Source organism: Actinomyces sp. S6-Spd3, assembly GCF_000758755.1.
Lineage (GTDB): Bacteria > Actinomycetota > Actinomycetes > Actinomycetales > Actinomycetaceae > Pauljensenia.
Genome location: NZ_JRMV01000272.1, coordinates 1 through 25,818 on the forward strand (window position 1 = coordinate 1; position 25,818 = coordinate 25,818).

19 protein-coding genes are annotated in these 25,818 nt (G+C 60.5%); 10 read left to right on the top strand and 9 right to left on the bottom strand.

Features of this window, described 5'->3' with window-relative positions:
• A partial coding sequence (locus tag HMPREF1627_RS10385; RefSeq protein ID WP_158705809.1) for an LPXTG cell wall anchor domain-containing protein occupies positions 1 to 350 on the top strand: 350 nt, incomplete at its 5' end.
• A gap of 122 nt (positions 351 to 472) precedes the next feature.
• Here the strand turns inward: HMPREF1627_RS10385 and HMPREF1627_RS02155 are convergent.
• Entirely contained in the window at positions 473 to 766 is a 294-nt protein-coding gene (locus tag HMPREF1627_RS02155; RefSeq protein WP_034500776.1) for a hypothetical protein, read from the bottom strand.
• A 135-nt stretch (positions 767 to 901) separates the two neighbouring features.
• On the opposite strand from HMPREF1627_RS02155, the gene HMPREF1627_RS02160 reads away from it, so the two are divergent.
• From HMPREF1627_RS02160 to HMPREF1627_RS02190, 7 genes are all read left to right on the top strand, one after another.
• Complete coding sequence (locus tag HMPREF1627_RS02160; protein WP_034500778.1) at positions 902 to 1,642, top strand: TetR/AcrR family transcriptional regulator; 741 nt, start codon at positions 902 to 904, stop codon at positions 1,640 to 1,642.
• Positions 1,643 to 1,838: 196 nt separating this feature from the next.
• A complete protein-coding gene (locus HMPREF1627_RS02165) occupies positions 1,839 to 2,639 on the top strand; it encodes a biotin--[acetyl-CoA-carboxylase] ligase (RefSeq protein WP_234305207.1) in 801 nt (266 codons plus the stop codon).
• Positions 2,636 to 4,435 carry a biotin carboxylase N-terminal domain-containing protein gene (locus tag HMPREF1627_RS02170; protein WP_034500783.1) on the top strand — a complete coding sequence of 600 codons (1,800 nt, stop codon included), beginning with the start codon at positions 2,636 to 2,638 and terminating at the stop codon, positions 4,433 to 4,435. Before HMPREF1627_RS02165 ends, HMPREF1627_RS02170 begins: the two co-directional genes overlap by 4 nt.
• A complete protein-coding gene (locus tag HMPREF1627_RS02175) occupies positions 4,432 to 6,021 on the top strand; it encodes an acyl-CoA carboxylase subunit beta (protein WP_034500785.1) in 1,590 nt (529 codons plus the stop codon). The genes HMPREF1627_RS02170 and HMPREF1627_RS02175 overlap by 4 nt, the downstream gene beginning before the upstream one ends.
• A 19-nt stretch (positions 6,022 to 6,040) precedes the next feature.
• Positions 6,041 to 15,181, top strand: coding sequence for a type I polyketide synthase (locus HMPREF1627_RS02180; RefSeq protein ID WP_034500786.1), 9,141 nt, complete (start codon positions 6,041 to 6,043; stop codon positions 15,179 to 15,181).
• Between the two features lie 7 nt (positions 15,182 to 15,188).
• Positions 15,189 to 15,737 (top strand): 4'-phosphopantetheinyl transferase superfamily protein, encoded by a 549-nt coding sequence (locus tag HMPREF1627_RS02185; RefSeq protein WP_034500787.1) that lies wholly within the window; start codon positions 15,189 to 15,191, stop codon positions 15,735 to 15,737.
• The gene (locus HMPREF1627_RS02190; RefSeq protein ID WP_034500789.1) at positions 15,734 to 16,360 is read left to right on the top strand and encodes a biotin transporter BioY; all 627 of its coding nucleotides are present in this window, start codon (positions 15,734 to 15,736) and stop codon (positions 16,358 to 16,360) included. The genes HMPREF1627_RS02185 and HMPREF1627_RS02190 overlap by 4 nt, the downstream gene beginning before the upstream one ends.
• A gap of 117 nt (positions 16,361 to 16,477) precedes the next feature.
• On the opposite strand, the gene tadA is transcribed toward HMPREF1627_RS02190, so the two are convergent.
• Positions 16,478 to 17,323, bottom strand: a complete 846-nt coding sequence (tadA, locus tag HMPREF1627_RS02195) for a tRNA adenosine(34) deaminase TadA (protein WP_034500791.1) — start codon at positions 17,321 to 17,323, stop codon at positions 16,478 to 16,480.
• 57 nt (positions 17,324 to 17,380) lie between these two features.
• Here tadA and upp point away from each other — a divergent pair, with 57 nt between their 5' ends.
• Positions 17,381 to 18,019 carry a uracil phosphoribosyltransferase gene (gene upp, locus HMPREF1627_RS02200; RefSeq protein ID WP_034500793.1) on the top strand — a complete coding sequence of 213 codons (639 nt, stop codon included), beginning with the start codon at positions 17,381 to 17,383 and terminating at the stop codon, positions 18,017 to 18,019.
• A gap of 145 nt (positions 18,020 to 18,164) precedes the next feature.
• On the opposite strand, the gene HMPREF1627_RS02205 is transcribed toward upp, so the two are convergent.
• The 5 genes from HMPREF1627_RS02205 to HMPREF1627_RS02225 all read right to left on the bottom strand — a co-directional run bounded on the left by HMPREF1627_RS02205 (position 18,165) and on the right by HMPREF1627_RS02225 (position 22,125).
• Positions 18,165 to 19,004, bottom strand: coding sequence for a MetQ/NlpA family ABC transporter substrate-binding protein (locus tag HMPREF1627_RS02205; RefSeq protein WP_034500794.1), 840 nt, complete (start codon positions 19,002 to 19,004; stop codon positions 18,165 to 18,167).
• A 118-nt stretch (positions 19,005 to 19,122) separates the two neighbouring features.
• Complete coding sequence (locus HMPREF1627_RS02210) at positions 19,123 to 19,845, bottom strand: methionine ABC transporter permease (RefSeq protein WP_034500795.1); 723 nt, start codon at positions 19,843 to 19,845, stop codon at positions 19,123 to 19,125.
• Positions 19,842 to 20,927, bottom strand: coding sequence for a methionine ABC transporter ATP-binding protein (locus HMPREF1627_RS02215; protein WP_034500798.1), 1,086 nt, complete (start codon positions 20,925 to 20,927; stop codon positions 19,842 to 19,844). Before HMPREF1627_RS02215 ends, HMPREF1627_RS02210 begins: the two co-directional genes overlap by 4 nt.
• 71 nt (positions 20,928 to 20,998) lie before the next feature.
• Positions 20,999 to 21,376, bottom strand: a complete 378-nt coding sequence (locus tag HMPREF1627_RS02220) for a fluoride efflux transporter FluC (protein ID WP_034500801.1) — start codon at positions 21,374 to 21,376, stop codon at positions 20,999 to 21,001.
• Entirely contained in the window at positions 21,373 to 22,125 is a 753-nt protein-coding gene (locus HMPREF1627_RS02225) for a fluoride efflux transporter FluC (protein ID WP_234305208.1), read from the bottom strand. Before HMPREF1627_RS02225 ends, HMPREF1627_RS02220 begins: the two co-directional genes overlap by 4 nt.
• A gap of 110 nt (positions 22,126 to 22,235) precedes the next feature.
• Between HMPREF1627_RS02225 and gluQRS the strand changes: the two genes are divergently transcribed.
• Positions 22,236 to 23,177, top strand: coding sequence for a tRNA glutamyl-Q(34) synthetase GluQRS (gene gluQRS / locus HMPREF1627_RS02230; RefSeq protein ID WP_034501127.1), 942 nt, complete (start codon positions 22,236 to 22,238; stop codon positions 23,175 to 23,177).
• Between the two features lie 300 nt (positions 23,178 to 23,477).
• Here the strand turns inward: gluQRS and HMPREF1627_RS02235 are convergent, their stop codons facing one another.
• Positions 23,478 to 24,866 (bottom strand): extracellular solute-binding protein, encoded by a 1,389-nt coding sequence (locus HMPREF1627_RS02235; RefSeq protein ID WP_234305209.1) that lies wholly within the window; start codon positions 24,864 to 24,866, stop codon positions 23,478 to 23,480.
• Between the two features lie 124 nt (positions 24,867 to 24,990).
• Complete coding sequence (locus tag HMPREF1627_RS02240; protein ID WP_034500803.1) at positions 24,991 to 25,818, bottom strand: carbohydrate ABC transporter permease; 828 nt, start codon at positions 25,816 to 25,818, stop codon at positions 24,991 to 24,993.

Genomic DNA, 25,818 nt, shown 5'->3' on the forward strand with positions numbered 1-25,818 from the left:
CCCCGACCCCCGTCGTCACGACAACAACTCCCTCCACCCCCACCACCACGGCAACCACGTCGCCCACTCCGGCCGTGACAACCACACCTACCCCATCGGCTACCACCTCCACGCCTGCGCCGTCGACCTCGACGACCAGCACCACTCCTCCGGCGACCACCCAGAGCACGACTCCTCCGCTTCCGCCGGCTCCCTCTGAGAGCATTCCGCCTGTGAAGCCCTCGGCAAAGGAACCTAACCGTTCGCTTGCCTCGACGGGAGCAACGACGCAGATTGTCCTCGGCGCAGCACTGAGCGCGGCCACAGCTGGCGGTGTCCTGGTAGCTCGCAAGCGTCGCGAGCAAGCCTGAAAGACAGGCGCTTAACTCCTGAAAAGGGTGGGGCCTCCACGCGAAATCGCGTGGAGGCCCCACCCATATGTTCTTTTATCTACGCGCGGTCTGCATCTACCAGCACAGGAAAAGACGAAAAATCAGTCCTCGCGGGTTGTCACTTCGATGATCTGAACTTCCGCAGAATCGGGAATATCCGCGGCGCGCGGAGTTGAGGAAGCTCCAGCGCTAGCTCCGGCCTCGTCAACAACCGTACTGTCAACGACACGAACCCCGGGACGAGGCGCACCATATCCTGCGCGCCCACTCCCCTGAGCACCTCCACGGGTGAGGGCCCGGCGCAGCAAGAAAAGGAAAACGCCGACGATCACCAAGACGGCAACGACGACAAAGATAATGAGGTTGCCCAAGGCAGTAAGTAGTGTGCCAATCATGTCTTCACCCTACACCGCACCCCTGTTGCGTGAGACAATGGAGACCTCAGCTCATAACGAACAAAGCGCAGGCCGCGCCGCCTACTGAACGCTGACGTTCGCACCGGTTTCAGGCATATAAGGGGTCGATATTTTATGGGGAATAGAGTCGAAACCCAGGACCGCCTCTTGGCCGCAACCCGTCAGATCATCATCAACGAAGGCATCGAAGCGACCTCTCTTGAACACATCTGCTCGGTAGCCGGTTTTACCCGCGGTGCGTTCTACTCGAATTTCTCTTCAAAGGATTCACTGCTGGGAATTCTTGCCGAAGCCGAATACTCCGACCTCATCCAGCGTCTTCGCGAGCGCGTACTCCTGTGGGAAAACGCCCAAACCCCAGCATCTCGAAATGATGATGGAGACCGCCATCTCCTCATGGAGAATCTTCTTTTCGAAGCACTGGACGCGATCCACATCGATCAGGGCCTCTACATCCTCCACTCCGAAATGCTCATGCGCTCCATCCGAGATGCGGAATGGGGAATGCGCCTCCTCGACCTCAACCGCGAGTTCGCCGATCAACTCGGCTCGGTCCTCCACACGATTCTCACCGCCGCAGGTCGAGAACTCACCGTCCCCATCGGCGCTCTCACCCAAAGCGTGATCGGCGTCGTCATGCGTGCCGCCGGTCTTGCGGGATGGCGTGAAGCAATCCGCGCCTACCGCAGCGAGCACAGCACGCCTACCGATTCGGGATATCCAGCGCCCGCGCCTCGGGAGAATCATCCACCGGTGCCCGCGGCACACACCGCTTCCCAAGCCAGCCCCGCAACCCGATCGATTCTTGAGGTTGTTTTGGTTCTCCTCTATGCCTGCTCGCGCGAAGCTGAGTAGCCCGGCTCATACTTTTCACCCCGGACAAGCCGCGGCGATACACATCGGTATCACCCACTAAGGCTTTTTATAGAAAACTCTAAGAGTGGCGATATTCCGCCACAAACTCGCCCTCTTCCTCTACTACTGTTTGTGCGACCGGGCAGAATATGCACCCCTGTATTTGTTCAGCTATGTAGCGGCTTGAACGATGGGCATGATGCATATCGACACCACTGCGCCCATCCTTCACTGCGATGAGGTTGACTCAACGAACACTCTTCTCGCCCGTGCTGCACGCGGCGAGCTACCCACTGACGAGGCCTTCGCCCCCCTTTCGGGTCGCGCGGCGGCCTCGGGATGCGCGCTTTGGGCTGACCGACAAATTCACGGGCGCGGACGTGACGGCCGGGTATGGCTTTCCTCCGAGGAGGCACTGACTTTTTCTCTTCTCATCGAGGTCAGCGAAGCTGAGATGGAATGGCTCACGGCTCTTGCCGGGGTAGCACTCCTGCGCACGATCAAGGCCACCCCCGCCGTCCGCCTCGATTCTGAACTTTCATTGAAGTGGCCCAACGACCTTCTTCTTGGAGGACGCAAACTCGCCGGTATCTTGTGCGAGCACGTTGATCTGGCTGCATCTGGCCACCTCGTGATTGTGGGCGTCGGTCTGAATATCGGCGCCCTCCCAGAGGCGGTCAAGGACTTTGCCGCAACTATTGAATGCTCTCTTGATTCTTCCTCTCGCGAAGATTTCATCGATGCTTTCCGAGGCAATCTTGTGGATTGCATCTCGGCTGGTGACCTTGCCGCTTGGCGCGAGTCTTACGCCTCCCTCGTCGCGGTGTTTGGTCGCGAGTGTCCTGTGCACCTGCCCGGCAAAGCAGTCCTTTCAGCAACTCCTCTCAGCATCGATGATCATGCCCACCTCGTGTGCCAATCACGAGAAGGCGAAATTTTCACTGTCACAACCGGGGAACTTTCTCCCACTCCACTCGTGGAAGGACACCTATCATGACGAATGCCCTTTCTCCCGTTCTCGTTGCGAACCGAGGTGAAATTGCTGTTCGCGTGATCCGCACGCTGCGTGAACTCGGTCTTGAATCGATTGCCGTTTACGCGGAAGCAGACCGTGACACCCTCGCCTGTGAACTCGCGACATCCGCATATTCCCTGGGCGGACGCAGCGCTGCAGAAACCTATCTCAACCCCGAAGCAATCCTCGAGGTCGCAAAGAAGTCCGGTGCCCGCGCCATTCACCCGGGATATGGATTCCTCTCTGAGAACGCCGACTTCGCTGCCCGCGTGCAAGAAGCCGGACTGATCTGGATTGGTCCTTCTCCCGAGGCCATCGATGCCTTGGGCGACAAGATCCGCGCGCGAGCCCTTGCGGATTCTTGCAATGTCCCAACCATCGCCGGAAAGTCTCTTGAGGGAACGGAGGCCGAGGACGCCATTGCGCTGGCCAACGAAATTGGCTACCCGGTTCTCATCAAGCGCGCCGATGGCGGCGGCGGACGCGGAATCACGCGTTTTAATTCCGACTCGGAACTGCGTGAGTTCTACACGAATCTTGCAGATCCCACCACCCTGTCTCTGTGCTTCATGGAGAAGTTCATCGCACGCGGTCGCCACGTCGAAACACAGTGCGCACGCGATTCCTTCGGCACTTTCGCCGTCGTCTCGACCCGTGATTGCTCGGTCCAGCGCCGCAACCAGAAGGTCGTCGAGGAAGCACCGGCTCCCTTCATTTCAGAGGAACTCCACTCTCGCCTCGAACACTTCTCTCGCGCGCTCTTCGACGCCGTGAGCTACGTGGGAGTCGGAACCTGTGAGTTCCTCGTCGAAGACGGTCACGCCTACTTCCTGGAAGTTAATCCCCGTCTTCAAGTCGAGCACACCGTCTCTGAAGAAGTCACCGGACTAGACCTTGTCGCCGAACAGCTTCGCATCGCCCACGGTCTTCCCCTGAGCATTATTCCCCCTGTGCGAGGCCACGCTATCGAAGTGCGCGTCACCAGCGAAGACCCCGCTAATGAACTTATGCCGGCAACCGGACGTCTCGGGGCAATTCAGTGGCCTGGAGGCCCGGGGGTGCGCATCGATTCTTTCATCCGTCCGGGTGAAGAAATCGGTACGGATTTCGACTCCCTCATTGCCAAGATCACTGTCCATGCACCGACCCGCATCCAGGCGATCATCCGTCTCCAGCGGGCGCTCGATGAACTCAGCGTTGAAGGACTTCCCACCTCCGCTCCCCTGCTCTCGCACATCCTCGCAACCCCGCAGTTTAGAAGCGAAGAAGGAGATGCCCTGGGTGTCTACACGCAGTGGCTCGAGCGCGAGGGAATCCTCACCGAGGTCGCCGAGAGCGTGCGCGCACAGGGAACAAGCCCCGCCGAGGCCTCGGAAGAAGGACGCGAGGAATGCGCCGTGATGCGTTCCTTCGTCATCGAAGTCGACGGTAAGCGCGTCGCCCTCAAGCTCCCCAGCGATCTTTTGAGCGCAACAAGTGCGGAGGGCGCGGGGCGTCCACGGCCTCGTCAGCCACTGCGACGCGCACTGCGCCAGCGCGCAAACTCAGTCGACGAAGGCCCCAATGTCACCTCACCCATCCAGGCAACCGTCATTCGCGTTGCCGTTGAAGAAGGCCAAGAGGTTGAAGAAGGCGAACTCGTCGCCGTTATCGAGTCCATGAAGATGGAAAAGACCCTCACCGCAGGCTGCAACGGAACAATCGCAAAGATTCACGTGGCTGCCGGCGACACCGTCAAAGCCGGAGACGTCCTGGTGAGCATTAAGGAGGAAGCATGACTCCGTCAAGCACTCATCGCCTCAAGGAAACCGAAGAACACGAGGCCATCGGTCGTCGTAACTTCTACGATCGCACGCACTCCATCCTAGAAGCAGCAGAAGAACGAGCACGCGAATCACAGCACGCGCGAGGCCGCAAGACCGCACGCGAGCGCCTGGATTTCCTCCTCGATGAAGGTTCTTTCAATGAACTCAACCGCTACGCAGGCGGGGATATCGAGGCCGGAGAGCTTGGCTCGGCGGTGATCACCGGTATCGGCACACTCGATGGGCGTCCGGTTGCCGTTTATGCTCAGGACTTTTCAATCCGCGGTGGCACGCTGGGCAAGGTCGAGGGAGATAAGATCCTCCTCCTCATGGACCGCGCAATTTCGATGCGCATTCCGATCATTGCCCTGCTGGACTCGGGTGGTGCGCGCATTCAAGAAGGCGTGACCGCACTTGCGCAATACGGTCGAATCTTCCGCAAGACCACCGAGGCCTCGGGAGTCGTCCCGCAGATTTCGGTGATCCTCGGCCCCTGTGCGGGAGGCGCGGTCTACGGGCCCGCGCTGACGGACTTCATCATCATGACGAAGAACTCCTCGTACATGTTCGTCACCGGCCCTTCCGTTGTGAAGGCGGCAACCGGCGAGGACATTTCCTCTGAGGACCTGGGCGGCGGCGACCTGCACAATTCCGTTTCGGGTGTTGCCCACTTCCTGGCGGAGGACGAGGAAGAAGCCCTCGAATACGCGCGCACTCTTTTGTCCTACCTGCCTCAAAACTGCGATAAGAAGCCCCCGCGCTATCTCTTCGAAGATGACGGGACCGAGACTCGCGCCCGCGAGGTTGCCTCTTTGGTTCCTGAATCCCCCAAGCAGGACTACGACATGGTCGAGGTCATCGAGGCCCTGGTGGACCACGGTGAATTCCTTGAGGTCCAGCCGCTCTTCTCTCCGTCGATCATCGTCGGTTTTGCCTGCTTCGAGGGCCGTCCCGTGGGTATCGTCGCGAATCAGCCCAGCGTGGACGCAGGAACCTTGGACGTGAACGCCTCGGAGAAGGCCGCACGTTTCGTCCAATTCCTTGATGCCTTCGGAATCCCGATCATCACCTTGGTCGACGTCCCCGGATATCGCCCCGGTTCCGAACAGGAACGCGCGGGAATCATTCGTCGTGGCGCCAAGCTCATTACCGCCTACGCGACGGCCACGGTTCCCATGATCACCGTCATCATCCGAAAGGCTTTTGGCGGCGCTTACATCGTCATGGGATCGAAGTCGCTTGGCGCAGATATGAACTTCTCGTGGCCCGCATCCCAAATTGCCGTGATGGGATCTGAAGGCGCGGTGGACATTGTCTTCCGCCGCCAGCTGGCCGCCGCAGGCAAGGAAGGACGCAACGTTGCTGAGCAGCGCGCGCACTACCAGGAAATGTACGAACGCCAAGCGATGAACCCGAATCTCTCACTGAAAAATGGCGAGCTCGATGCCCTTATCGAGCCCTCCATGACCCGCGAATATATCTGCCGTTCACTGGCAGTTCTCCACTTGAAAGACCGTACGGTCACCACCCCTCGTGTCCACGACAACGCCCCTATGTGATGAGGAAAGTAGATCAATCATGACTGCATTTTTTACCGAAATCCCCACTCCCTACGCATTGACTTTTGCGGGACAGGGGTCCGCGTGGCGCCCTGCTCTGACATCTTCTTTGTCCTTCCCGCCTCACGCGCAAATGCTGCGCACCTACTACGCGCAGGTGCGTGAACTTCTCGCTCCTGTCGCTGCGGATCTGCTCACCAGCGCCCCCGGTTCTTTGGAGCGCCTCAACGGCTTGATGAACGGCGATACCTCCGATCTTCCCTCCGATGCCTCGCCTTCGGTGTCAGTTCCCGGGATTACCTTCGCGCAGCTCGGTTCTCTTGCTGACCTGGACGCAACCCAGCTCGACATTCACACAAGCTCTCCCGTGCTCTTGGGCCACTCCCAGGGCATCTTGGGCGCCGAGGTCGCGCGCGCATGGATTGCCCGCGATAACCAGCGCGTCACCCACGTGCTTGCCCTCGCCGTCCTCATCGGTACTGCTGCGCAGTCGCTGAGCGTTCGCCTCGGCGCCACGAAGCTTGGGGATGCCACCCCGATGCTGTCTGTGCGCGGGCTCCCCTGCTCGATGGTTTCCGAGGCCCTGGACGCCCAAGCGCTCTCCCTTGCCGTCGTCAACGGCCCGCGCTCCGTCGTCCTTTCGGGTCGCCCCGACGACCTTCAGGCTTTCCGTCACACGCTCGAGTCTCGCGTTGCCGCCGAAAACCGCGCATTGGAAGAGCACCTCAAGGGCGGAACTCCCCTCGAGGCAATTTTCGAATTCCTCCCCGTTGCAGCTCCCTTCCACTCCGAAATGCTTGAAGAGGCCGTCGCACAGGTTGCTGCGTGGACGCGGACCTTGGCCGAGGCTGGCCACAGCATCGACGACGCCGAGGCCGAGCGCGTCGCGCGCGCAATCCTTGTTGAGCGCGATGACTGGTCGGCAGCCGTTGCCTCTGCCGTCTCCGAAGGCGTCAAGGTCTTCATCGATCTTGGCCCCTCGAATATGCTCACGCGCCTGACCCAGGATCTCCTAGATGGAACTGGTGCTCAGATCGTCGACGCATCGACGAACGCTCGTCGCACCGAGCTCGATGAGACCGGTTCGCACTATGAGCCGGAAGCCGACTGGTCGCGTTTTGCTCCCAAGGTTGTTGCCCTTCCCGACGGCCGCCACGTCGTCTCAACCGCCTTCACGCGCCTGACGGGTCGCTCTCCCATTGTTCTTCCCGGTATGACCCCGACGACCGTTGGTCCTCGGATCGTCGCAGCGGCAGCTAACGCCGGACACTGGGCGGAAATGGCCGGTGGCGGACAGTACTCCGAAGAGGTCTTCACCGAGCACCGCTTGGAGCTTCAGAAGCTTCTCGAACCCGGTCGCAGCGCTGGTTTCAACACGATGTTCTTTGACCGCTTCATGTGGAACCTCCAATTCGGCGTCAACCGGATTGTCCCCAAGGCTCGCCGCGCCGGTGCTCCCATCGACGCCGTGACCATCGCTGCGGGCATTCCCGAATTGGACGAGGCCCGCGAGTTGATCGCCCAACTGCGCGCCGATGGTTTTGAGTACCTGTGCTTGAAGCCCGGAACCGTGGAGCAAATCGAGCAGGTCCTGCGCATTGCCCGCGCAAACCCCGAGCACACGCTGATTATTCAGGTTGAAGACGGCCACTCAGGCGGACACCACTCGTGGGAAAACCTGGACGATCTGCTCTTGGCGACCTACGGGCATATTCGTCGCACTCCCAACGTTGTTCTGGCTGTCGGCGGCGGTATCGGTTCGGCTGCCGATGCAGCTCGTTACATCACCGGCCAGTGGTCCGTGGACCTGGGATCCCCGGCGATGCCCGTCGATGCGGTGCTCGTGGGCACGGCCTCGATGGCGACTTTGGAAGCGGAAACTTCCCCGCAGGTCAAGCAGCTCCTCAAGGACACCCCCGGTGTCGGCGAAGATGGTTGGGTCGGTAGCGGAAAGGTTCGCGGTGGAATGACCTCGGGCCTGTCGCACCTGGGCGCCGACATGCACGAGATCGAGAACTCCTCCGCACGTGCATCGCGACTCATTCACGAGGTTGGCTCCGATCTTGAGGCGATCAATGCACGCCGCGATGAGCTCATTGAGGCCATGAACAAGACGGCCAAGCCCTACTTCGGCGAATTGTCCGAAATGACCTACGCCGAGTGGGCACGCCGCGTCATCGACTTGTCCTACCCCTGGGCGGATTGGACGTGGACGGATCGCGCTCTGGATCTCTTCCACCGCATCGAGTCTCGCCTCAGCCCCGCCGACCACGGCGATATTCCGACTCTCTTCGAGAGCCGCGAGGATCTTGAGGACGGCCAGGCAGCTCTGTCTCGCCTTCTTGAGGCATACCCCCAGGCTGAGACGACTCGAGTTGTCCCCGCCGATGTCGCATGGTTCCCGGTCCTGTGCCGCAAGCACCACAAGCCGATGCCTTTCGTTCCGGTTCTTGATGGCGATCTGGCTCGCTGGTGGGGAACGGATACGCTCTGGCAGTCTCAGGATGCCCGTTTTGATGCCGATGCTGTCCGCATCATTCCCGGCCCGCGTTCGGTCGCTGGTATTGATCGCGTGAACGAGCCCATCGGCGAGATGTTTGCACGTTTCGAGCAGGCAGTTGTCGATGCTCTTGCCACCTCTCCCGCACAGGTTCCCCACGTGTGGTCACGTTTCCACGACCTGGAGGACGCGGCCTCGTTCCTGCGGGAAATCTCCCACATCCAGTGGGCGGGCAACCTGGTCGACAACCCCGCATACACCTCGGTGGACGCAACTGAAATTCTCCACGACGAGGCTGGCTACTCGATCCGCATCCACTGCGATTCGATGTGGGACCAGACCCCCAATAGCTCCCACCACTCGGTGGAATACATTGATATCCCGGTTCTTCTGTCCAGCGCGTGCATGACCGGCGCCTACCCGGTTGTTGACATGTCGCGCCTGTCCGTGACCGCTTATGACCTGCTTGCGGGTGCTGCGGGCGTTGGCACAACGACCGTCAATGGCGACCACATTGAGAAGATGCCCGCAGTTATCCCGGGCGATGGATTTGGTACGGTTCGCGATTCCTTCACCTTCACCGAAAACCTGGGCTTTGCTCACGGCGCGGTGACCGGTGGCGCGCTGTCGACCCAGCTGGCCTCGGGAGTTCCCGATGCGCTGGTTGGCCCCTGCTGGCCTGCAATTTACGCAGCGCTAGGTTCGGCAATGTACCAGGGAGTTCCCGTCATCGAGGGCCTGGTCAACGCCGTGCACTTGGATCACTCGATCTTCTTGGACCGCGAACTGCCTCCCTTCGGTTCTCGCGTCGAGGTCGAGGGACGCTGCGCCGAGCTCGCCGAGTCTTCGGCGGGTCGAGTCGTGCGCGTCGAGCTGGAACTCTCCTATGAGGGCGAAGTCTTTGCGCGTATGGTTGAGCGCTTCGCGATCCGAGGCCGCATCGCCTCGACCCAGCCGCCGGCCCCCGCTCCCGAGGTCGCTGATTCCTTCGTTGATACTCCGCGTTCTTTCCTGCGTCACGTGCGTGTCCAGGCACCGGAGAATATGACGGCTTTCGCCATTGTTTCTGGCGATTTCAACCCGATCCACACCTCCTATGCGGCCGCGCGTCTGTCTGGTCTGAGTGCACCGCTGGTCCACGGAATGTGGCTCTCGGCAACCGTTCAGCACACGCTGTGTGCGCACTCCACTCAGCCGGTCGATAGCCCCGACACCCTGGGTGTCATTCGTTCGGTTGAGATGCCCGAGGCAGAGATCTCGGCGTGGTCGTACCGCATGTTCGGCATGGTCCAGCTCAACGACATCGTGGATATCACGATTGAGCGCGTCGGCCGCATCGGCGGCGAGCTCGTCCTTGAAGCAACCTGCCGCATTGGCGATGAGGTCGTCTCGATTGCCCGCGCACGTACTCGCGCACCGCGCACCGCCTACGTCTACCCCGGCCAGGGCATTCAGCGCCAGATGATGGGCTTGGAGCACATGTCTGCGACTGCTCGCAGCGTGTGGGCGCAAGCCGATGCGCATACTCGCAAGGCACTGGGCTTCTCGATTGAATCGATTGTCCGCACGAACCCGACCGAGCTTCGCGTTGGTTCCGAGATCTTCCGCCATCCCAAGGGCGTCCTCAACCTCACGCAATTCACTCAGGTTGCTCTGGCGACTCTCGCCTACGCGCAAACCGAGGAACTGCGCGCCGACGGGGCCTTTGAAGAACACGCCTTCTACGCTGGCCACTCGTTGGGTGAATACACCGCACTGTCGGCCTACGCGCAGATCTTCCCCCTCGAGCAAGTCCTTGAGATCGTCTTCCAGCGCGGATCGGCCATGCACCACTTGGTCGAACGCGATGCGCAGGGACGCTCGAACTACGCAATGGGAGCTCTGCGTCCGAACCAGTTCGGAATGGGTGACGCCGAGGTCCGCGACTACGTGGCCTCGATCGCCGAAAAGTCCGGCGAGTTCTTGGAGATCGTCAACTACAACCTGGCCGGATCCCAGTACTCCGTTGCCGGAAGCATTGCCGGATTGAAGGCTTTGGAAGCAGATACCGCTGAGCGCGCTCGCGCACACGGCGGCCGCCGAGCCCTCATCATGATTCCGGGAATTGACGTTCCCTTCCACTCTTCGCGACTGCGCGCAGGCGTACCGGCCTTCCGCGACAAGCTCGATTCTTTGCTTCCCGAGAGCATCAACCTTGATGTCCTCCAGGGACGCTACATCCCCAACCTGGTTGCACGTCCCTTCGAGCTGAGCCGGGACTTCGCACAGTCGATCCTCGAGGTTGTTCCTTCCGAGGCGACCCAGAAGCTCGTCGATAATTGGGACGAGGCCGAGGCCAATCCTCAATCGACCGCCCGTACCCTGCTCATCGAGCTTCTCTCTTGGCAATTCGCTTCCCCGGTTCGCTGGATCGAGACTCAGGACCTGCTCTTCAGCGCTCCCCCCAAGGGATTGGGTGTTGAACGCCTCGTTGAAATCGGTCTTGCGTCGTCTCCGACCCTGGCGAATATGGCATCGAAGACTTTGTCCCTGCCCGCTTTCGCACAGGTTCAAGTCGATGTCTTAAACGTTGAACGCGATAGCGCCCGCGCTCGCAACGAGGATGCGGTTGCCGCCCCCGAGCGCGCGCAGGCAGACTCCCCCGCTTCCGCCGACGAGGCCGCACCCGCCGAAAGTGCAGCCCCGGCCTCGGCAGTGGAGGTGCCCGCCGTCGAGGTGGCGACCGAGGCCCCCGCAGCGCCCGCACCGGCTGCCGCAGCAAGCGGAACCATGCCGGAGCTGCCGCTTTCCGCTTCGGACGCGATCCGTATCCTCTTGGCCTTCTCGAACAAGCTCCTCCCCGAGCAGATCGAAGCCACGGACACGGTTGAAACGCTGACCAATGGCGTCTCCTCGAAGCGTAACCAGCTCCTCATGGACATGGCCGCTGAGCTCTCCGTGTCCACGATTGACGGTGCCGCAGAGGCGTCAATGGGCGATCTCTTCTCGACGATCGATTCGCTGGTGCCCTCATACGCAGCTTTCGGACCGGTCCTGTCTGAAGCGATCAACTCCAAGCTGAGGAAGATCTTCGGATCCGCAGGCCTTCCCGCAAGCTTCACGACCGGTTACGTCAAGGACAACTGGGGCCTGTCCGAGCAGTGGGCTGCACGCGTGAACGCAGAAATCCTTCTCGGTACACGCGATGGCGACTCGATTCGTGGTGGTAGCCTCTCGACTCTGCCGGGTTCGGTTTCCTCCGCAAAGGATGCCTCGGCGCTCATTGACCAGGCTCTGGCACTGATTGCAGCCCGCGAGGGACTAACCCTCAGCCGCCCGAGTGCGGGTGGTTCGGCCGGTGGCGAGGTCGTTGATTCGGCGGCCCTACGCGATCTGGAATCGCGAATCCTCGGTGAGCAGGGAATCCTGGCTACCCAGGCACGCGATATCCTCAAGGCCCTTGGCCTGGCCGATGCTCCTGTCGCCACCGAGATCGAGGATTCTTCCTCCTTGATCGCCGCTGTCGAGGCCGAGCTGGGCGCAAATTGGGAAGCCTCCGTTCGCCCCGCTTTCGACGAGCGTCGCGCGGTTCTCTTGGATGACCGCTGGGCAACCGCACGCGAAGATCTTGCACGCATCTTCGCTGGTTCTCTTGAGCCCGCCGAGGTCCCTGCCGAACGCTTGCGCGGAGGCGGCCAGTCCTTGAGTGCATTGGCTTCCTGGTATGCCGTTCACACGGCGGATGCGGACTTGAAGGCCTACTTCACGAAGGTTTCCGAGGCCGCCCTTGAGGCAGCCGAAGGCCGTTTCACTGGAGATGTCGCCGTTGTCACCGGCGCGGCTCCCCACTCGATCGCTGCCGCGGTCGTGGGCGAGTTGCTCGCCGGAGGCGCGACCGTCATCATGACCTCTTCTCGCGTCAACGATGCTCGTCTGGCCTTCGCCAAGGAGCTGTACCGCACCCACGCCAATATGGATGCGGCCCTGTGGGTTGTTCCCGCGAATATGGCCTCCTTCCGCGATGTCGATGCGCTGATCTCGTGGGTGGGTAGCGAACAGACCGAAACGCACGGTGCAACGACCGAGGTCGTTAAGCCCGCGCTTCTGCCCGATCTTTTCGTTCCCTTCGCAGCGCCTCGCGTTTCTGGAACCCTTGGTTCGGATCCTCAGGGGGCACTCGCTCAAGAGCGCCTGCTTTTGTGGAGCGTCGAGCGCGCAATCCACCTCCTCGCCGGCCTCGGCGCGGACACCGCTCCCGATCACCGCACGCACGTCCTGCTCCCGGGTTCCCCGAACCGCGGAATCTTCGGCGGTGACGGTGCCTACGGCGAGGCGAAGGCCGCTTTCGATGCGATCGCAACCAAGTGGGAGCATGAGTCCGGTTGGCCGACGCGCACAACCATCGCTCACCCGCTCATCGGTTGGGTCCAGGGCACCTCGCTCATGGGCGGCAACGATGTCCTCGTTCCCGCCGCTCAGGCAGCCGGTGTTCACGTCTACACGACCGAAGAAATTGCCGGAGAACTCGCTCAGCTCCTGACTCGCGAGGTCCGTGAGCAGGCGCTTTCCGCCCCGGTCCACGCCGATCTCACGGGCGGCCTCGCCGATGCTGGACTCGACCTGCCGGCACTGGCACGCCAAGCACGCGAGCAGGCCGCGGCCTCGGCACAGGAAGCCGCAGAACAGGCCCCAGCAAGCGTTCGCGCACTGCCCAACCCGCATGCTCCGGCTCTGGCTGCTCCGCTCGCGTGGGATACTCCGCGAGCGAGCCTGCGCGATCAGATTGTCATCGTCGGCACCGGCGAGATCGGTACCTGGGGTTCGGGTCGTACCCGCCAAGAGGCTGAGTTCGGCGAAGACTTCGATCTGACCGCAGCCGGCGTGCTGGAAATGGCCTGGATGATGAAGCTCATCACCTGGTCCGAAAGCCCGCAGCCCGGTTGGTATGACGCCTCGGGTACGCAGGTTGACGAGGCCGAGATCTACGATCGTTTCCGCGATGAGGTCGTGGCCCGATCGGGTATCCGTCGCTTCAACGACGATTCAAACATGGTTGATTGCGGTTCGAATGACGTGAGGACGGTCTTCTTGACCTCCGAGCAGACCTTCACCGTGGACACGAAGGCTGAAGCCGAAGATTACGTCTTGGCCGATCCCTCGCACACGACGATCTGGGAAGAAAACGGCACCTGGCACGTCACCAAGTCCGCCGGTTCCCCAGTCCAAGTTCCCGCGCGAGCAACCCTGACCCGCACGGTTGGTGGCCAGATCCCGCAAGACTTCGATCCGGCTCAGTGGGGTATCCCCGCTTCCATGGTCGAGGCCCTGGACCGCATCGCCGTATGGAACCTCGTCACCGCAGTGGACGCCTTCATCTCCTCGGGCTTCTCCCCCGCTGAGCTCCTGCGGGCCGTCCACCCCGCGGATGTGTCCTCGACGCAGGGCACGGGTATTGGCGGCATGGAGTCCTTGCGCCATGTCTTCCTCTCGCGCTTCCTGGGTGAGGATCGTCCGCAGGACATCCTTCAGGAGGCCCTGCCCAATGTCGTGGCCGCACACACCATGCAGTCCTTCATTGGCGGCTACGGTCAGATGATCCACTCGGTGGGCGCTTGCGCGACCGCAGCGGTTTCCATCGAGGAGGCTGTCGACAAGATTCGCCTGGGCAAGTCCGACTTCGTGGTCGCAGGCGGTATCGACGATATTTCCGTCGAATCGCTGACCGGTTTCGGCAACATGAACGCGACCGCTGAGTCCGCCGCTCTTGAGGCCCGCGGAATTACCCCGCGTCACTTCTCTCGCGCTGGAGATCGTCGTCGTGCGGGCTTCCTCGAGGCCGCTGGTGGTGGCACCCTGCTGGTGACCCGCGGTGATATTGCCGCGGATCTGGGCCTGCCGGTCCAGGCGGTTGTCGCCTACGCGCGTTCCTTCGCGGACGGCGCACACACCTCGATCCCCGCTCCCGGCCTCGGCGCTCTGGCGGCAGCACGCGGTGGCCGCGATTCTGCTCTCGCTCACGCGCTTGCCGACCTCGGACTGAGCGCGGACGATATCGCGGTTGTCTCCAAGCACGACACCTCGACTCGCGCGAATGACCCGAACGAGGCCGAGCTCCACTCGCGCCTGTCGGCGGCCCTGGGACGAAGCGAGGGCAACCCGCTCTACGTTGTCTCCCAGAAGACCCTGACCGGTCACGCGAAGGGTGGCGCTGCGCTCTTCCAGGCAGCGGGCCTCATCGATATCTTCCGCCGTCAGGAAATCCCCGCAAACCGCTCTCTGGATTGCTTGGATCCCGACATGGCGCAGTGGATGCCGCTCCTGTGGCTGCGCAAGCCCCTGGATGTCTCCGCATCCCCGGTTCGCGCGGGCGTGCTGACCTCACTGGGATTCGGTCACATTGCGGCAATAGTTGTCCTGGCACACCCCGGTGCCTTCGAGGCCGCTTTACTGGCCGAACGCGGCGAGGCTGCGCTGGCCCAGTGGCGCGAGCGCGCGCAAGTACGCCTCGAAGAGGGACGTCGTCACCTGGACGAGGCCATGATTGGCCGCGCGCAGCTCTTCGTTCCCATTGAGGGACGTCGCCTGCCCGCCGATCGCACGCACGAGGCCGAGGTTGCCCTGCTTCTGGATCCTTCCGCTCGCTTGGGTGCAGATGGCACCTACGCGGGGGCAGAGAACTGAGCCCAGCGTGACATCCGCGGCAATCGGAGTTGACCTGGTCGACGTTGCTTCCTTCGGGGAGCAGCTTCGCCAGGAAGGCTCGGTGTTTCATCGAGTGTTCACTGCTCGGGAGTGGAACGCGGCACTGCGTTTTGCTCCCGAGCAGGGGGCCTCGCCTGCCGGGCGCTCTCCTTCAGGGCCGTTTCAGGAGTCTGTAAGTCATCTTCTGTCTGAGTCTTCCGTGCCTGAACTGCCCACACGCGCCCTGCACTCCCTTGCCGCACGTTGGGCTGCGAAGGAAGCCTTCATCAAGGCGTGGTCCTCGCTCTACTACGGCAGAGAGGACCCACTGAAGTCCACCGACATCGATTGGGCTCAAATCGAGGTGGTATGCGACCGCTGGGGACGCCCCGCATTCCGTTTCCACGGCCGGATCGCCTCCGAACTAGATAAGACGCAAGAAGAACTCAAGGCATCGCTTTCTTGGCTTCTTTCTCTCTCACACGACGGTAACTACGCGATTGCGTGGGTCAGCGTGAACCAGACTGATCTGCGCGAAGCAAAGGAATTCTCATGAGTACACAACTAACTTCGCCCGCATCTGTGGGACGTTCCTCCGTTTTGGCCGATCGCCTCGGTGTCGATTCTTTTGCGAAAGATGCACTGATGGTTCTTGCAGGAGCCTCCCTCGTGGGCGTACTCGCGCAGGTTTCGGTTCCGATGTGGCCAGTTCCGATCACCGGCCAAACCCTTGGGGTCCTTATTGTCGGAGCAATTTTGGGTGCGCGCAGGGGTGCTTTGTCCCTGCTGTCCTACATGCTTCTTGGCTTGGCAGGAATGCCCTGGTTTTCCGCTGCGAGCGGCGGTCTTGCTGCCCTTGCTAAGCCTTCTTTTGGCTACATTTTGGGCTTCATTCCCGCAGCATGGCTGATCGGAAAGCTCTCTGAGCGAGCATGGGATCGCCACTTCTGGCTCTCTCTTGCTGCCTTCGGCGGAGCGACCCTGATTCCCTTCATTGTTGGAATCCCCTACATGTGGGCGGTTCTGCGAATCGGCGGAGTGAGCATGTCTTTGACTGAGGCTCTGAACGCGGGATTTACCCCCTTCATCATCGGCGGTATCGTCAAGGCCGCTGCCGGAGCGGCCGTTGTTGGTGGCCTGTGGAAGGCAATGGGATCAGGCGACGCCTCCCGCTCATAAGCCCAGTTTGCGCTCTCGTTTGTGACGAAGGGTGTGGCCCGCGCGTTCCACGCGCGGGCCACACCCTTATCGTTTGTTTAATCCGGATCGTCCTCTCGGATCCCTCGCAGAGCTTGATTACTCCTGAGGCGGCTTCCCGTGCCTCGACGCACGAGTACGCACCACTACCCCAGCAGTTCCCGGAACGAAAGCGGCGGGTTTACGGGGAAGAACGGGGGCAGGTGCAGGAGCTTCCTGCACTTCCGGCCTCGTCAGGCGTGCGCGGATGGCGGCAATGGCCTCGTCAGGAGAATCGGAGACGCGAGGCTCCTGACGAGTCGCTGCGGCAGGTTCCGGGGCAAGGACGGGCGGTTGCGAGGCGACTACGGCGGACTCCAGCGCGGCGGCGGGTTCTTGTGCAGACACTGTGGCTGACGGGGTCGCCGTTGCCGGGGCCCAACCGCTCAGAGTTTCGATCTCCTCGGCGCGGTGAGCGCGCGGGGGAACTCCAACGAAGGGGTTATCGGGACGGTCGCGACGGGTTTCAAAGAAGGCACGCAGCTGAACGGTCGCTTCCTTGGCGAGAACGCCGGGAACGACCTCGACCTGATGGTTGAGGCGAGAATCGCGCAAAACGTCGCGCAGTGAGCCCGCGGCACCGGCTTTCGGGTCCCATGCACCGAAAACAACGCGATCGACTCGTGAAGAGACGGCGGCTCCTGCACACATCGTGCACGGCTCAAGGGTGACGACCAAGGTGCACCCAATGAGGTTCCATCGATTCAATCGCTCTCCGGCTTCGCGGAGGGCCATTATTTCGGCGTGGCCACAGGGATCATGCAGGGCTTCGCGGCAATTCCAACCCCGGCCGATAATGCGTCCCAGAGAGTCAATAACGACTGCGCCCACGGGGACATCCCCCATTTCTCGGGCTTTATTCGCCAAGAAGAGCGCGCGGGCCATCGCTTCTTTGTACTGATCCATTGTTGTCACCCTCAAAGCCTATCGCGTAAAGGGCCCTTCGCGGGTTACTCTTGAACTATGCGCCTTCATATTGCAGATCACCCGCTCATTGCCCACAAGCTCACCGTCCTGCGTGACCGCGACACTCACTCGGCGACTTTCCGCCAGTTGGTTGACGAATTGGTTACGCTTCTTGCCTACGAGGCCACGCGTCACGTGTCAACCACTGAGATCGCAATCAATACTCCCGTTGCGCCCACCGTTGGCAAGCGCATCAGCGAGCCTCGCCCCATCGTTGTCCCCGTTCTTCGCGCCGGACTGGGCATGCTCGAAGGCATGACTCGTCTCCTTCCCACCGCCGAGGTTGGCTTCTTGGGAATGAAGCGCGATGAAAAGACTCTCGAGGTCGAGACCTACGCGAACCGTCTTCCCGAAGATCTCTCGGGTCGCCAGTGCTTCGTTCTTGACCCGATGCTGGCCACCGGCCACACGATGGTCGCAGCAACCAAGTACCTCTTCGACCGTGGAGCCAAGGACGTCACCTGCGTCTGCCTGCTGGCCGCTCCCGAAGGCCTGAAGGTCCTCGAAGAGTTCGTCGGAGACCGCGCCGATGTCACCGTTGTCGTCGCATCCGTTGACGAGCGCCTCAACGAAAAGTCCTACATCGTCCCGGGTCTGGGCGACGCCGGCGACCGCCTCTACGGCATTGTCGACTGAGTCTAACGACTGGTTTTAAACGCTCAAGGTGCCGCGTCCAAAAGGGCGCGGCACCTTTATGCGTGTGTGAGACATGTGTGGGGGCGCGGCCAAGCCGCGCCCCCACACATCAAAGTAGCGATCAGTTAATCGCGAGACCCCCTGATCAGAAGGCCGGAATCACCGAGCCATCCTTCCACGTGTCTTCGATGTACTTCTTCACCTGGTCGGAGTGCAGGAGCTCATCGAGCTTCTTCACGGCCTCGGCCTTATCGCCCGAAACACTGGTCTTCCACACGAGAACGTTCACCGAGGGGTTGTTCTCGGGGGACTCAACGGCCAGACCATCGCGAGAAGGAGCAAGGCCGCCTTCCTGTGCGAAGTTACCGTTGATGACCGAGTAGTCGGTCTCACCAAGGTTGCTCACCAGAACAGGACCGTCGATTTCCTTGAAATCGAAGTTCTTCAGCTTCTTGACTGTGTACACGTTGACATCACCGCTGGCGGGGATCTCAACAAAGCCGTTCGCAGCCAAGAGGCGCAGGGCGCGTTCCTGGTTGGTGACATCGGAGATCACGCCAATGATTCCGCCCTTTTCGGGAAGCTCATCCAGCGACTTGTGCTTGGAGGAGTAGATAGCCAGGGGCTCGAGGTGAATACCCTTACCGGGAGTGAAATCGTAGTTGAACTGCTGCTCCGCCTTCTCCAAGTAGGGAACAGTCTGGTGGTAGGTTGCATCAACTTCACCCTGATCCAGCGCACGGTTGGGCAGATCGTAGTCGGTGAATTCCTTGATGTTGATGTTGATTCCCGCGTCCTTTGCCAGGTTGTCCTGGATGTACTTGAGGATCTTTGCGTGAGGCGAGGGGCTGGCTGCAACGGTGATGGTGGTTGCACCGTTCGAAGATGATGAAGAGCCCGCGGAGCCGCTGGAGCAGGCCGAGAGAACCAGTGCTGCTGCAACGCCAAGACCGGCAAGAGTACGAAGTGAACGAGAGTGACGCATGAGAGTAATTCCTTAGATTGTCTGTTTCCTACAAGCGGGGGGACCTGAGTGGCCCGGGATAATCCCGCGAATTATTACCTAATTACCAAGCAGAGTTCGCGACCCGGCTGGTGGATGCTCAGCGGTGATCCACCAGCCGGCTGAGCATGTCGCCAATCATTTGAATTAACTGAACAATGATGATGATCGCAACGACCGAGCAGATCATTGTGTCTGTCTGGAAGCGGTGGTACCCGTAGTCGATCGCCATCTTTCCGAGGCCACCGGCACCAACGACGCCCGCCATTGCCGAGTAACCCACCAAGGTGATCGCCAAAACCGTCACTGACTGGATAATGCCGGGCAAGGCCTCGCGAACCAGAATGCTCCACCGGATCCGACGATTGGAAGCCCCCGCCATAAGCGCGGCCTCGACCTTGCCGTTTTCGACGGAAAGCAAGTTGGTTTCCACCAAGCGAGCAAAGAAAGGAATCGCACCAATAACCAAGGGGAAGGTTGCCCCCTGCCAGGTAATCGCACTGCGCATGACAAGTCTGGTCACCGGAAGCAGCACGATGATGAGGATCAGGAAGGGGAAAGAGCGGCCAACGTTGACGATCAAACCAACGATTTGGTTGATCATCTTGTTAGGAGTCAGGCCTGTCTTCGATGTCTGAACAAGAAGCAGCCCGAGAGGAAGACCAACGAGGACGGTAAAGAGCGTGCCGAAGACGACCATGAGCAGGGTCTCCCCGATTGCCGGGAGGAACTGCTGGGTGAGTGCGGGGTTATCGCCCCACGTCGGGTCGCCTTTGCCCAGTGGAAGCAACGTAAGGACTGTTGACAGAGCCGAAAGCTTCACAGCGAACGCACCTCCACATGTGCGCCCTGGGCGCGAAGTTGGTCAATAATCGAGGACCGCTGGGCGGCGGGAATCGCCAGAGCCAAGCGTCCAACCTGGACGGACCCCATTGATTCAAAAGTTCCTGCGGTCACGTCCGCGCCGACCTTCGCGGCAAGGTTGAGCATATTTGAACCGGTTGGAACACCCGGATGCGAGGTGAAGATGACGTCCAGAAGAATATTTCCGTCTTCCGAGGCCTGGGCTGGGGTATCGTCTTCCGCCGAGTCGCCCTGTGCAGCGATTTCACGGTCGGTCAGCTCGCGGTTGAAGTCAGTGACATCGAGTTCGTCGACGCTGGGCGCGGGAACCAATTCCTTTGCCAGAGGTGAACCCGGGTCGGCTAGGACTTCTTCGATTGTTCCACTCTGGACAATTCCGCCATTTTTCAGGAGCGTCACGGAGTCACAGATCTCGCGAACGACTGACATCTCGTGAGTGATGATGACGATGGTGACGCCGGTTTCGTCACGAACCTGGCGCAGCAATGACAGGATCGCACGGGTTGATTCGGGGTCAAGTGCTGAGGTCGGCTCGTCACAGAGCAAAACTTGGGGGGTGTCTGAGAGCGCGCGTGCAATACCCACGCGCTGGCGCTGACCGCCAGAAAGTTCGGAAGGGTAGGCTCCGCCTCGATGTTCAAGGCCGACTAGGGCAAGAAGTTCACGAACGCGTTCTTTGCGTTCCTCACGGGTGAATTCTTTCTTCGCCGCGACCTTCAGCGGGAATTCAATGTTTTCTCCCGCAGTCTTGGCATCGAAAAGGTTCGCTGCTTGGAAGACCATGCCAATCTTGCGTCGTGCTTGGCGCAATTCGCGTCCGCGGAGCTGCGACAGATCAATGTCGTCAACGATGATCGACCCAGAGGTCGGTTTTTCCAGAGCGGTCAGACAGCGAATGAGTGTTGACTTACCAGCACCTGACTGGCCGACGATTCCGTGAATACTGCCTGCTTTAACGTGCAGATTCACGTGATCAAGGGCAACGACATCATCACTTCCCTTCACGGGATAGATCTTCGAGACGTCGATCAGATCAATCACTGGGTCCTCCTTCCATGCAGTCTTAGACTATGAGTCCCTGCCGGAGTGTCCAAATTTTTTGTTACACAACCTCACATAGCGAAACTGACAGCAATGAGGAAACCGGTAACGGCCAACACGCTTGCGCCCAGCCAGACCCCTAGAACAAGGCCTGCAACACTGCGGTATCGCCGCTCACGAATGAGGGTTACCGCATCAAGCACAGCGGTCGAAAAGGTTGTAAATCCGCCTAAAAACCCCGTTGATACCAGGAAGTACAGTGGCGAAACCGGAGCAAGCGAACCAGCAACCAGCCCCGCGCATAAACAGCCCAGCATATTGACAAGGCCGATCCCCCACTGGGGTGTTCGCTTTGCACGACACTTTTTGAGATAAAGATCCAGCTGCCAGCGAGAGAGCGCACCCAGGGAGCCGAAAACACACACGAGAAGAAAGAGCAGTGGGGTCATTTCTTTGCCCCCCGAGGGCAAGAGTCCTCATTTGACGTGGGCGAAGAGGCACTTGCAGTGCGTAGAACCTCAGGCATTTCAGATGCTTTCTGATTGTCACCTAATTGAGATGATCCGCCCGCACGTATTCCCAGCGAGTACCCCAAAGCAGCAATCCCAATACCAACTGCAAGCAATACAAGGCTTGCAAGCATTCCCTCGATAAGCAGAGGTAAGGAGGACAGCGCCGCAGCACTAAACGGAGATGAAACAGCTCCAGAGAGCTCGCCCCCATCAGCGGGGACTGCTGTCATTGCTTGGACTGCATTATGGATACTGGCCATGACCATGGTGGCATATGTGGTCAAAGCGCCGGCGAACCCACTTCCTGCGACAAGCATGACTTTTCTGCGTACCGCATCCTCACGGAAATAGCTCTGAGCCCAGGCAGTGACAAAACCGAGAAAGAAGGCTCCACAAAGATTTACGGCTACCGTGGACCAAGAAAAAACCGTAAGTTTCCCACTACCCGTAGCTGCAAGATCCAATCCCGCACGAATCGCTGTGCCAAGGAAGGCTCCGAAAGCAACACACAACCACGAGGGAATACTCGACACCCACGCCATATGCGTATGGGTCGCGTCACTGCTCGGGGCGCCTGTTCCGCCGCGGTGTGACGCATCTGTCCCCACGCAGTCTGACGCGTTCGTCCCGCACGCTGAAGAGCTTTCCCCTGCCGCGCCGCATCCGCGATCTCTTCGTTCTTCCACGTCTTCAAGGTTAGTCTGGGGGTATGGCAACTGCGGCACCTTTTTCTTCTCACCCCAGCAATGGTGCGGAAAACTCCCCTTTTTCCGCCTGCGCTCCCGCGGCCTCGGCAATGGGAGATACTGCGCTGCATGCAAGTGGCGTGGGACGCTTCGCTCCCTCCCCCAGCGGCGACCTGCACCTGGGGAACCTCCGCACGGCGCTGCTGGCGTGGATGTGGGCGCGCACGACCGGAAGGAAGTTCGTCCTGCGAATCGAGGACATCGATCGCGTGCGCTCCGGTTCCACGCAGCGGCAAATCGACGAGCTGAGCGCGCTGGGAATCGATTGGGATGGCGAGGTCCTCATCCAGTCCTCGCGCGCACACGTCCATGACGAGGCAGTCGCCCGCCTCTTCCACGAGGGTTACGCTTTCGAGTGCTTCTGCTCGCGTAAGGACATTCGCGAGGCCTCGTCTGCCCCTCACGTTCCACCGGGACACTACCCCGGGACCTGCCTGCACCTGAGCGAGGCCGAAAGCAGTCGAAAGCGTGAAGAGTTTGCCGCCGAGGGACGCCGTCCCGCGTTGCGTTTGAAAGCCCCCGTCGCCGAGTGGACTGTCCATGATGAGTATTTCGGCGATTACACGGGGCCCGTTGACCATTTCGTCATTCAGCGCTCTGACGGCGCCCCTGCCTATAACTTGGCGGTCGTTGTCGATGATGCCTTCCAGGGCGTCGATCAGGTCGTTCGCGGAGATGATCTCTTGTCTCAGTCCCCCGGCCAAGCTGTCCTTGCACGATTGCTCGGCTATCCGGAGGTCACCTACGCACACGTCCCCTTGGTTTTAGCGCAAACGGGGGCGCGCCTAGCCAAGCGTGATGGTGCGGTAACCATCGAGGAACTTGCAGAACGTGGTGTGACGATTGCCCAGATCATTGAGGTTCTAGCTCGTTCGATGGGAGTTGAAGGGGTTTACTCGGCCTCGCAGCTTCTTGAATCAATGGATGTTGAGAGGCTGCGCGCGCTTCCCCATCAGCCGTGGACACCCGACTTGGAGAGGCTCTTCGCTTGATCGCTCGGCGCGACGCCTCGCGCATCCCCCTCCCCCGCAAATGACACACGAAGTCAGCAAAAGTCACAGGCCATAAGCTGTGTCATTTCACGACTTCGTGTGGAGAGGGGCGAGAGCGGGCAGCACACGGGAGCATGCACCAGGAGCTAACGGCACAAAACGGCAGCGGGCAGCGCACACGGGGGCGAGAGCGGACAGACACGGCAGCTCGAGCGGGCAGCGCAAACGTGCGCCGGGGGCGAAAGCCCACGCCTTCACCCCCGGCTACTCTGCCCTACTACGAGCAGCAGCTACCTCTCGCTACTTCAGAGATGAGCTTGCCGCTTCCTGCAAGGAGTTCAAGGTTTCTTCCACACCTGCGCCGTTGAGCCAGGTGGCCTCGATCTGTTCCTGAATCTGATCGGCGATCTTCGGCCAGGCCTCGACGCGCGGAGCCATACGAGCGTAGGTCGTCGCGGTCTTCAGGTACTGCGAGCGGTGCGGAGCATTGAGGTACTCGCTGGAGTCCAGAGCCTTCTGGGTTGCAGGCATGTGACCCGTCGCGATTGCCCAGTCGCCGGTGTGCTCATTGAGGAACTTGGTGAACTCGAAGGCTGCACGGTACTTCTTAGCATCGGGCTTGGCCGAGACGGGAACGGTCCACACGTGGGAGTTTGCCCAGGTTGCCTTGTCCTTGAAGAGCATGAGCGCATCGCTGGTCTCGTACTTGAAGGGAGCTTCAGCGGTGAACTGGTTGACCGACCACACGCCGTTGTACATGACGGCCGACTCGCCACGCAGGAAGGCCTGCACGGAAGCGTCGTAGTCGTGGTTGACGGTCGTGTAGCCGTCCTTGACCAGGGTGTTGATGAACTCCAGGGAGGTCTTCGCCTCGGCCGAGTTCATGTTTGCCTTGGTACCGTCCGCGGAAATGATGTCAGAGCCCTGCTGCTGGACCAGGGTCATCCACAAGCGCTCGCCCATCGGGTCCTTTGACAGGGCGATATCGATGTAGTTCTTTCCGGTCTTTTCCTTCACGGCCTTTGCGTGCTGAAGGAGTTCGTCGGGCGAAGTCGGAAGCTTGTAGGTGCCGTCCTCACCGACCAATCCGGCCTGGGACAGGATGTCCATGTTCAGGTGGCTGATGATGGCGTGGGTGTCGAAGGGAACGCCCCACTTCTTGTCCTTGTAGGTCACAGCGTCCAAAGCGGGCTTCGTCGAGCCGGACAGGTCGATGCCGACTCCATCGGGCACCTCCATGAGCAGGCCCTTGGCCGCGTAGTCGGGCAGGTTGGAGCCGTGCATGATCGCCACGTCGGGGCGATCCGACGAGGCCAGAGCAGCGTTGAGTGAGTCGTAGTAGCTGTGCCACGAGGCGCCGCCCATACGCTCGACCTTGATGCCCCACTTGTTCTCAGCGTTGAACTTGTTCGTGAGGATCGAGATAGCGGTGCATTCGCTATTGGCCTTGGACAGGTCGGTGACTCCCTCGGTCTTTTCCTGGCAATCGCCGAAGAATCGAGCCATGGTGATGGTGGTCCCCTTCAGGTCCTCATCGCTCACGCCGGCAATTGCTGCACCGTCGACGGTCTTTGAGGAGGATGTGGAGGACACTCCGCATCCGGTGAGCACGAAGAGAGCGGTCGTTGCCAGCGCGCATGCGCTGAATCCCGCGTGACGTGCCAGTGCGCGTCCTTGTCGCATTGTCATGCCTTTCAATCTGTGTGGTGAATGGTGTGGTGAGTTTTCCTGTGTATGTAAGATCGCCATTTCCGAGGCCATCGTTGAGAACCCCGGGAAAGCCGATCAGGCGTGTGGCGCAGGTGGCGATAGCCTACTTATCGCCACTGGACAGTGAGATTCCTCTGATCAGATACTTCTGAAGCAGGAGGAAGACAATGAGCAGGGGCGCAGCACCGACGATTCCTCGAGCCATCAGCGAGCCCAGTTCTGTCGATTGCGCGAAGGTTCCCTGCAAGGATGCGAGGCCCGTGGTCACCGTGAACATTTCGGGCTTTGTTGCCGAAACCAAGGGCCACAGGTAGTCGTTCCAGGTCTGAACGAAAGAGAAGGTTGCCAGGGCGATCAAAGCCGGTCGCGCCAGCGGAACCATGATGGAGAAGAAGACTCGAATTGGAGAAGCCCCATCAACTTGCGCAGCCTCTTCCATTTCGCTGGGTACCTGAGAGAAGAACTGCGTCATGATGAAAACGCCCAGGGGGAAGGCCACGCGGGGGAAAATCAGCGCAATGTAGGAATTCGCCAGCCCGGCCTCGGAAAACATCATGAACAAGGGGACGAACATTGCCTCTTTAGGAACCATCATTCCCGCCAAGGTCAGCCCGTAGACCACGGTGCGCCCGGGGAAAGGCAGCTTCGCGAAGGCGTATCCGGCGGCCGCGCAGATGAGGACGGTGATGATCGTGGCGGTGATCGAAACAATCATCGAGTTGAGGAACCAGCGCCCCGCGAGTCCAGTTCTAAAAACGTCCACATAGTTCGACAGGGTCGGCTCGGTGGGGACAAGAATCTGCGAGTTCGTCTTCAGTGAAGAGTTCGAGCTCAGGGAAATAACCACCGTCCACAGCAGCGGAATCAGCCACAGCAAGGCAAGTACGAGCATCACTGCGTGGTAGCCGCAGGACTTGAATTTCTCTCGCAT

What these genes read in the sequence shown, in the direction of transcription:
- HMPREF1627_RS02155 (WP_034500776.1), bottom strand. Translation starts at nt 766, where the DNA reads ATGATTGGCACACTACTTACTGCCTTGGGCAACCTCATTATCTTTGTC.
- HMPREF1627_RS02160 (WP_034500778.1), top strand. Translation starts at nt 902, where the DNA reads ATGGGGAATAGAGTCGAAACCCAGGACCGCCTCTTGGCCGCAACCCGT.
- HMPREF1627_RS02165 (WP_234305207.1), top strand. Translation starts at nt 1,839, where the DNA reads ATGATGCATATCGACACCACTGCGCCCATCCTTCACTGCGATGAGGTT.
- HMPREF1627_RS02170 (WP_034500783.1), top strand. Translation starts at nt 2,636, where the DNA reads ATGACGAATGCCCTTTCTCCCGTTCTCGTTGCGAACCGAGGTGAAATT.
- HMPREF1627_RS02175 (WP_034500785.1), top strand. Translation starts at nt 4,432, where the DNA reads ATGACTCCGTCAAGCACTCATCGCCTCAAGGAAACCGAAGAACACGAG.
- HMPREF1627_RS02180 (WP_034500786.1), top strand. Translation starts at nt 6,041, where the DNA reads ATGACTGCATTTTTTACCGAAATCCCCACTCCCTACGCATTGACTTTT.
- HMPREF1627_RS02190 (WP_034500789.1), top strand. Translation starts at nt 15,734, where the DNA reads ATGAGTACACAACTAACTTCGCCCGCATCTGTGGGACGTTCCTCCGTT.
- tadA (WP_034500791.1), bottom strand. Translation starts at nt 17,323, where the DNA reads ATGGATCAGTACAAAGAAGCGATGGCCCGCGCGCTCTTCTTGGCGAAT.
- upp (WP_034500793.1), top strand. Translation starts at nt 17,381, where the DNA reads ATGCGCCTTCATATTGCAGATCACCCGCTCATTGCCCACAAGCTCACC.
- HMPREF1627_RS02205 (WP_034500794.1), bottom strand. Translation starts at nt 19,004, where the DNA reads ATGCGTCACTCTCGTTCACTTCGTACTCTTGCCGGTCTTGGCGTTGCA.
- HMPREF1627_RS02220 (WP_034500801.1), bottom strand. Translation starts at nt 21,376, where the DNA reads ATGACCCCACTGCTCTTTCTTCTCGTGTGTGTTTTCGGCTCCCTGGGT.
- gluQRS (WP_034501127.1), top strand. Translation starts at nt 22,236, where the DNA reads ATGGGAGATACTGCGCTGCATGCAAGTGGCGTGGGACGCTTCGCTCCC.
- HMPREF1627_RS02235 (WP_234305209.1), bottom strand. Translation starts at nt 24,866, where the DNA reads ATGACAATGCGACAAGGACGCGCACTGGCACGTCACGCGGGATTCAGC.
- HMPREF1627_RS02240 (WP_034500803.1), bottom strand. Translation starts at nt 25,818, where the DNA reads ATGCGAGAGAAATTCAAGTCCTGCGGCTACCACGCAGTGATGCTCGTA.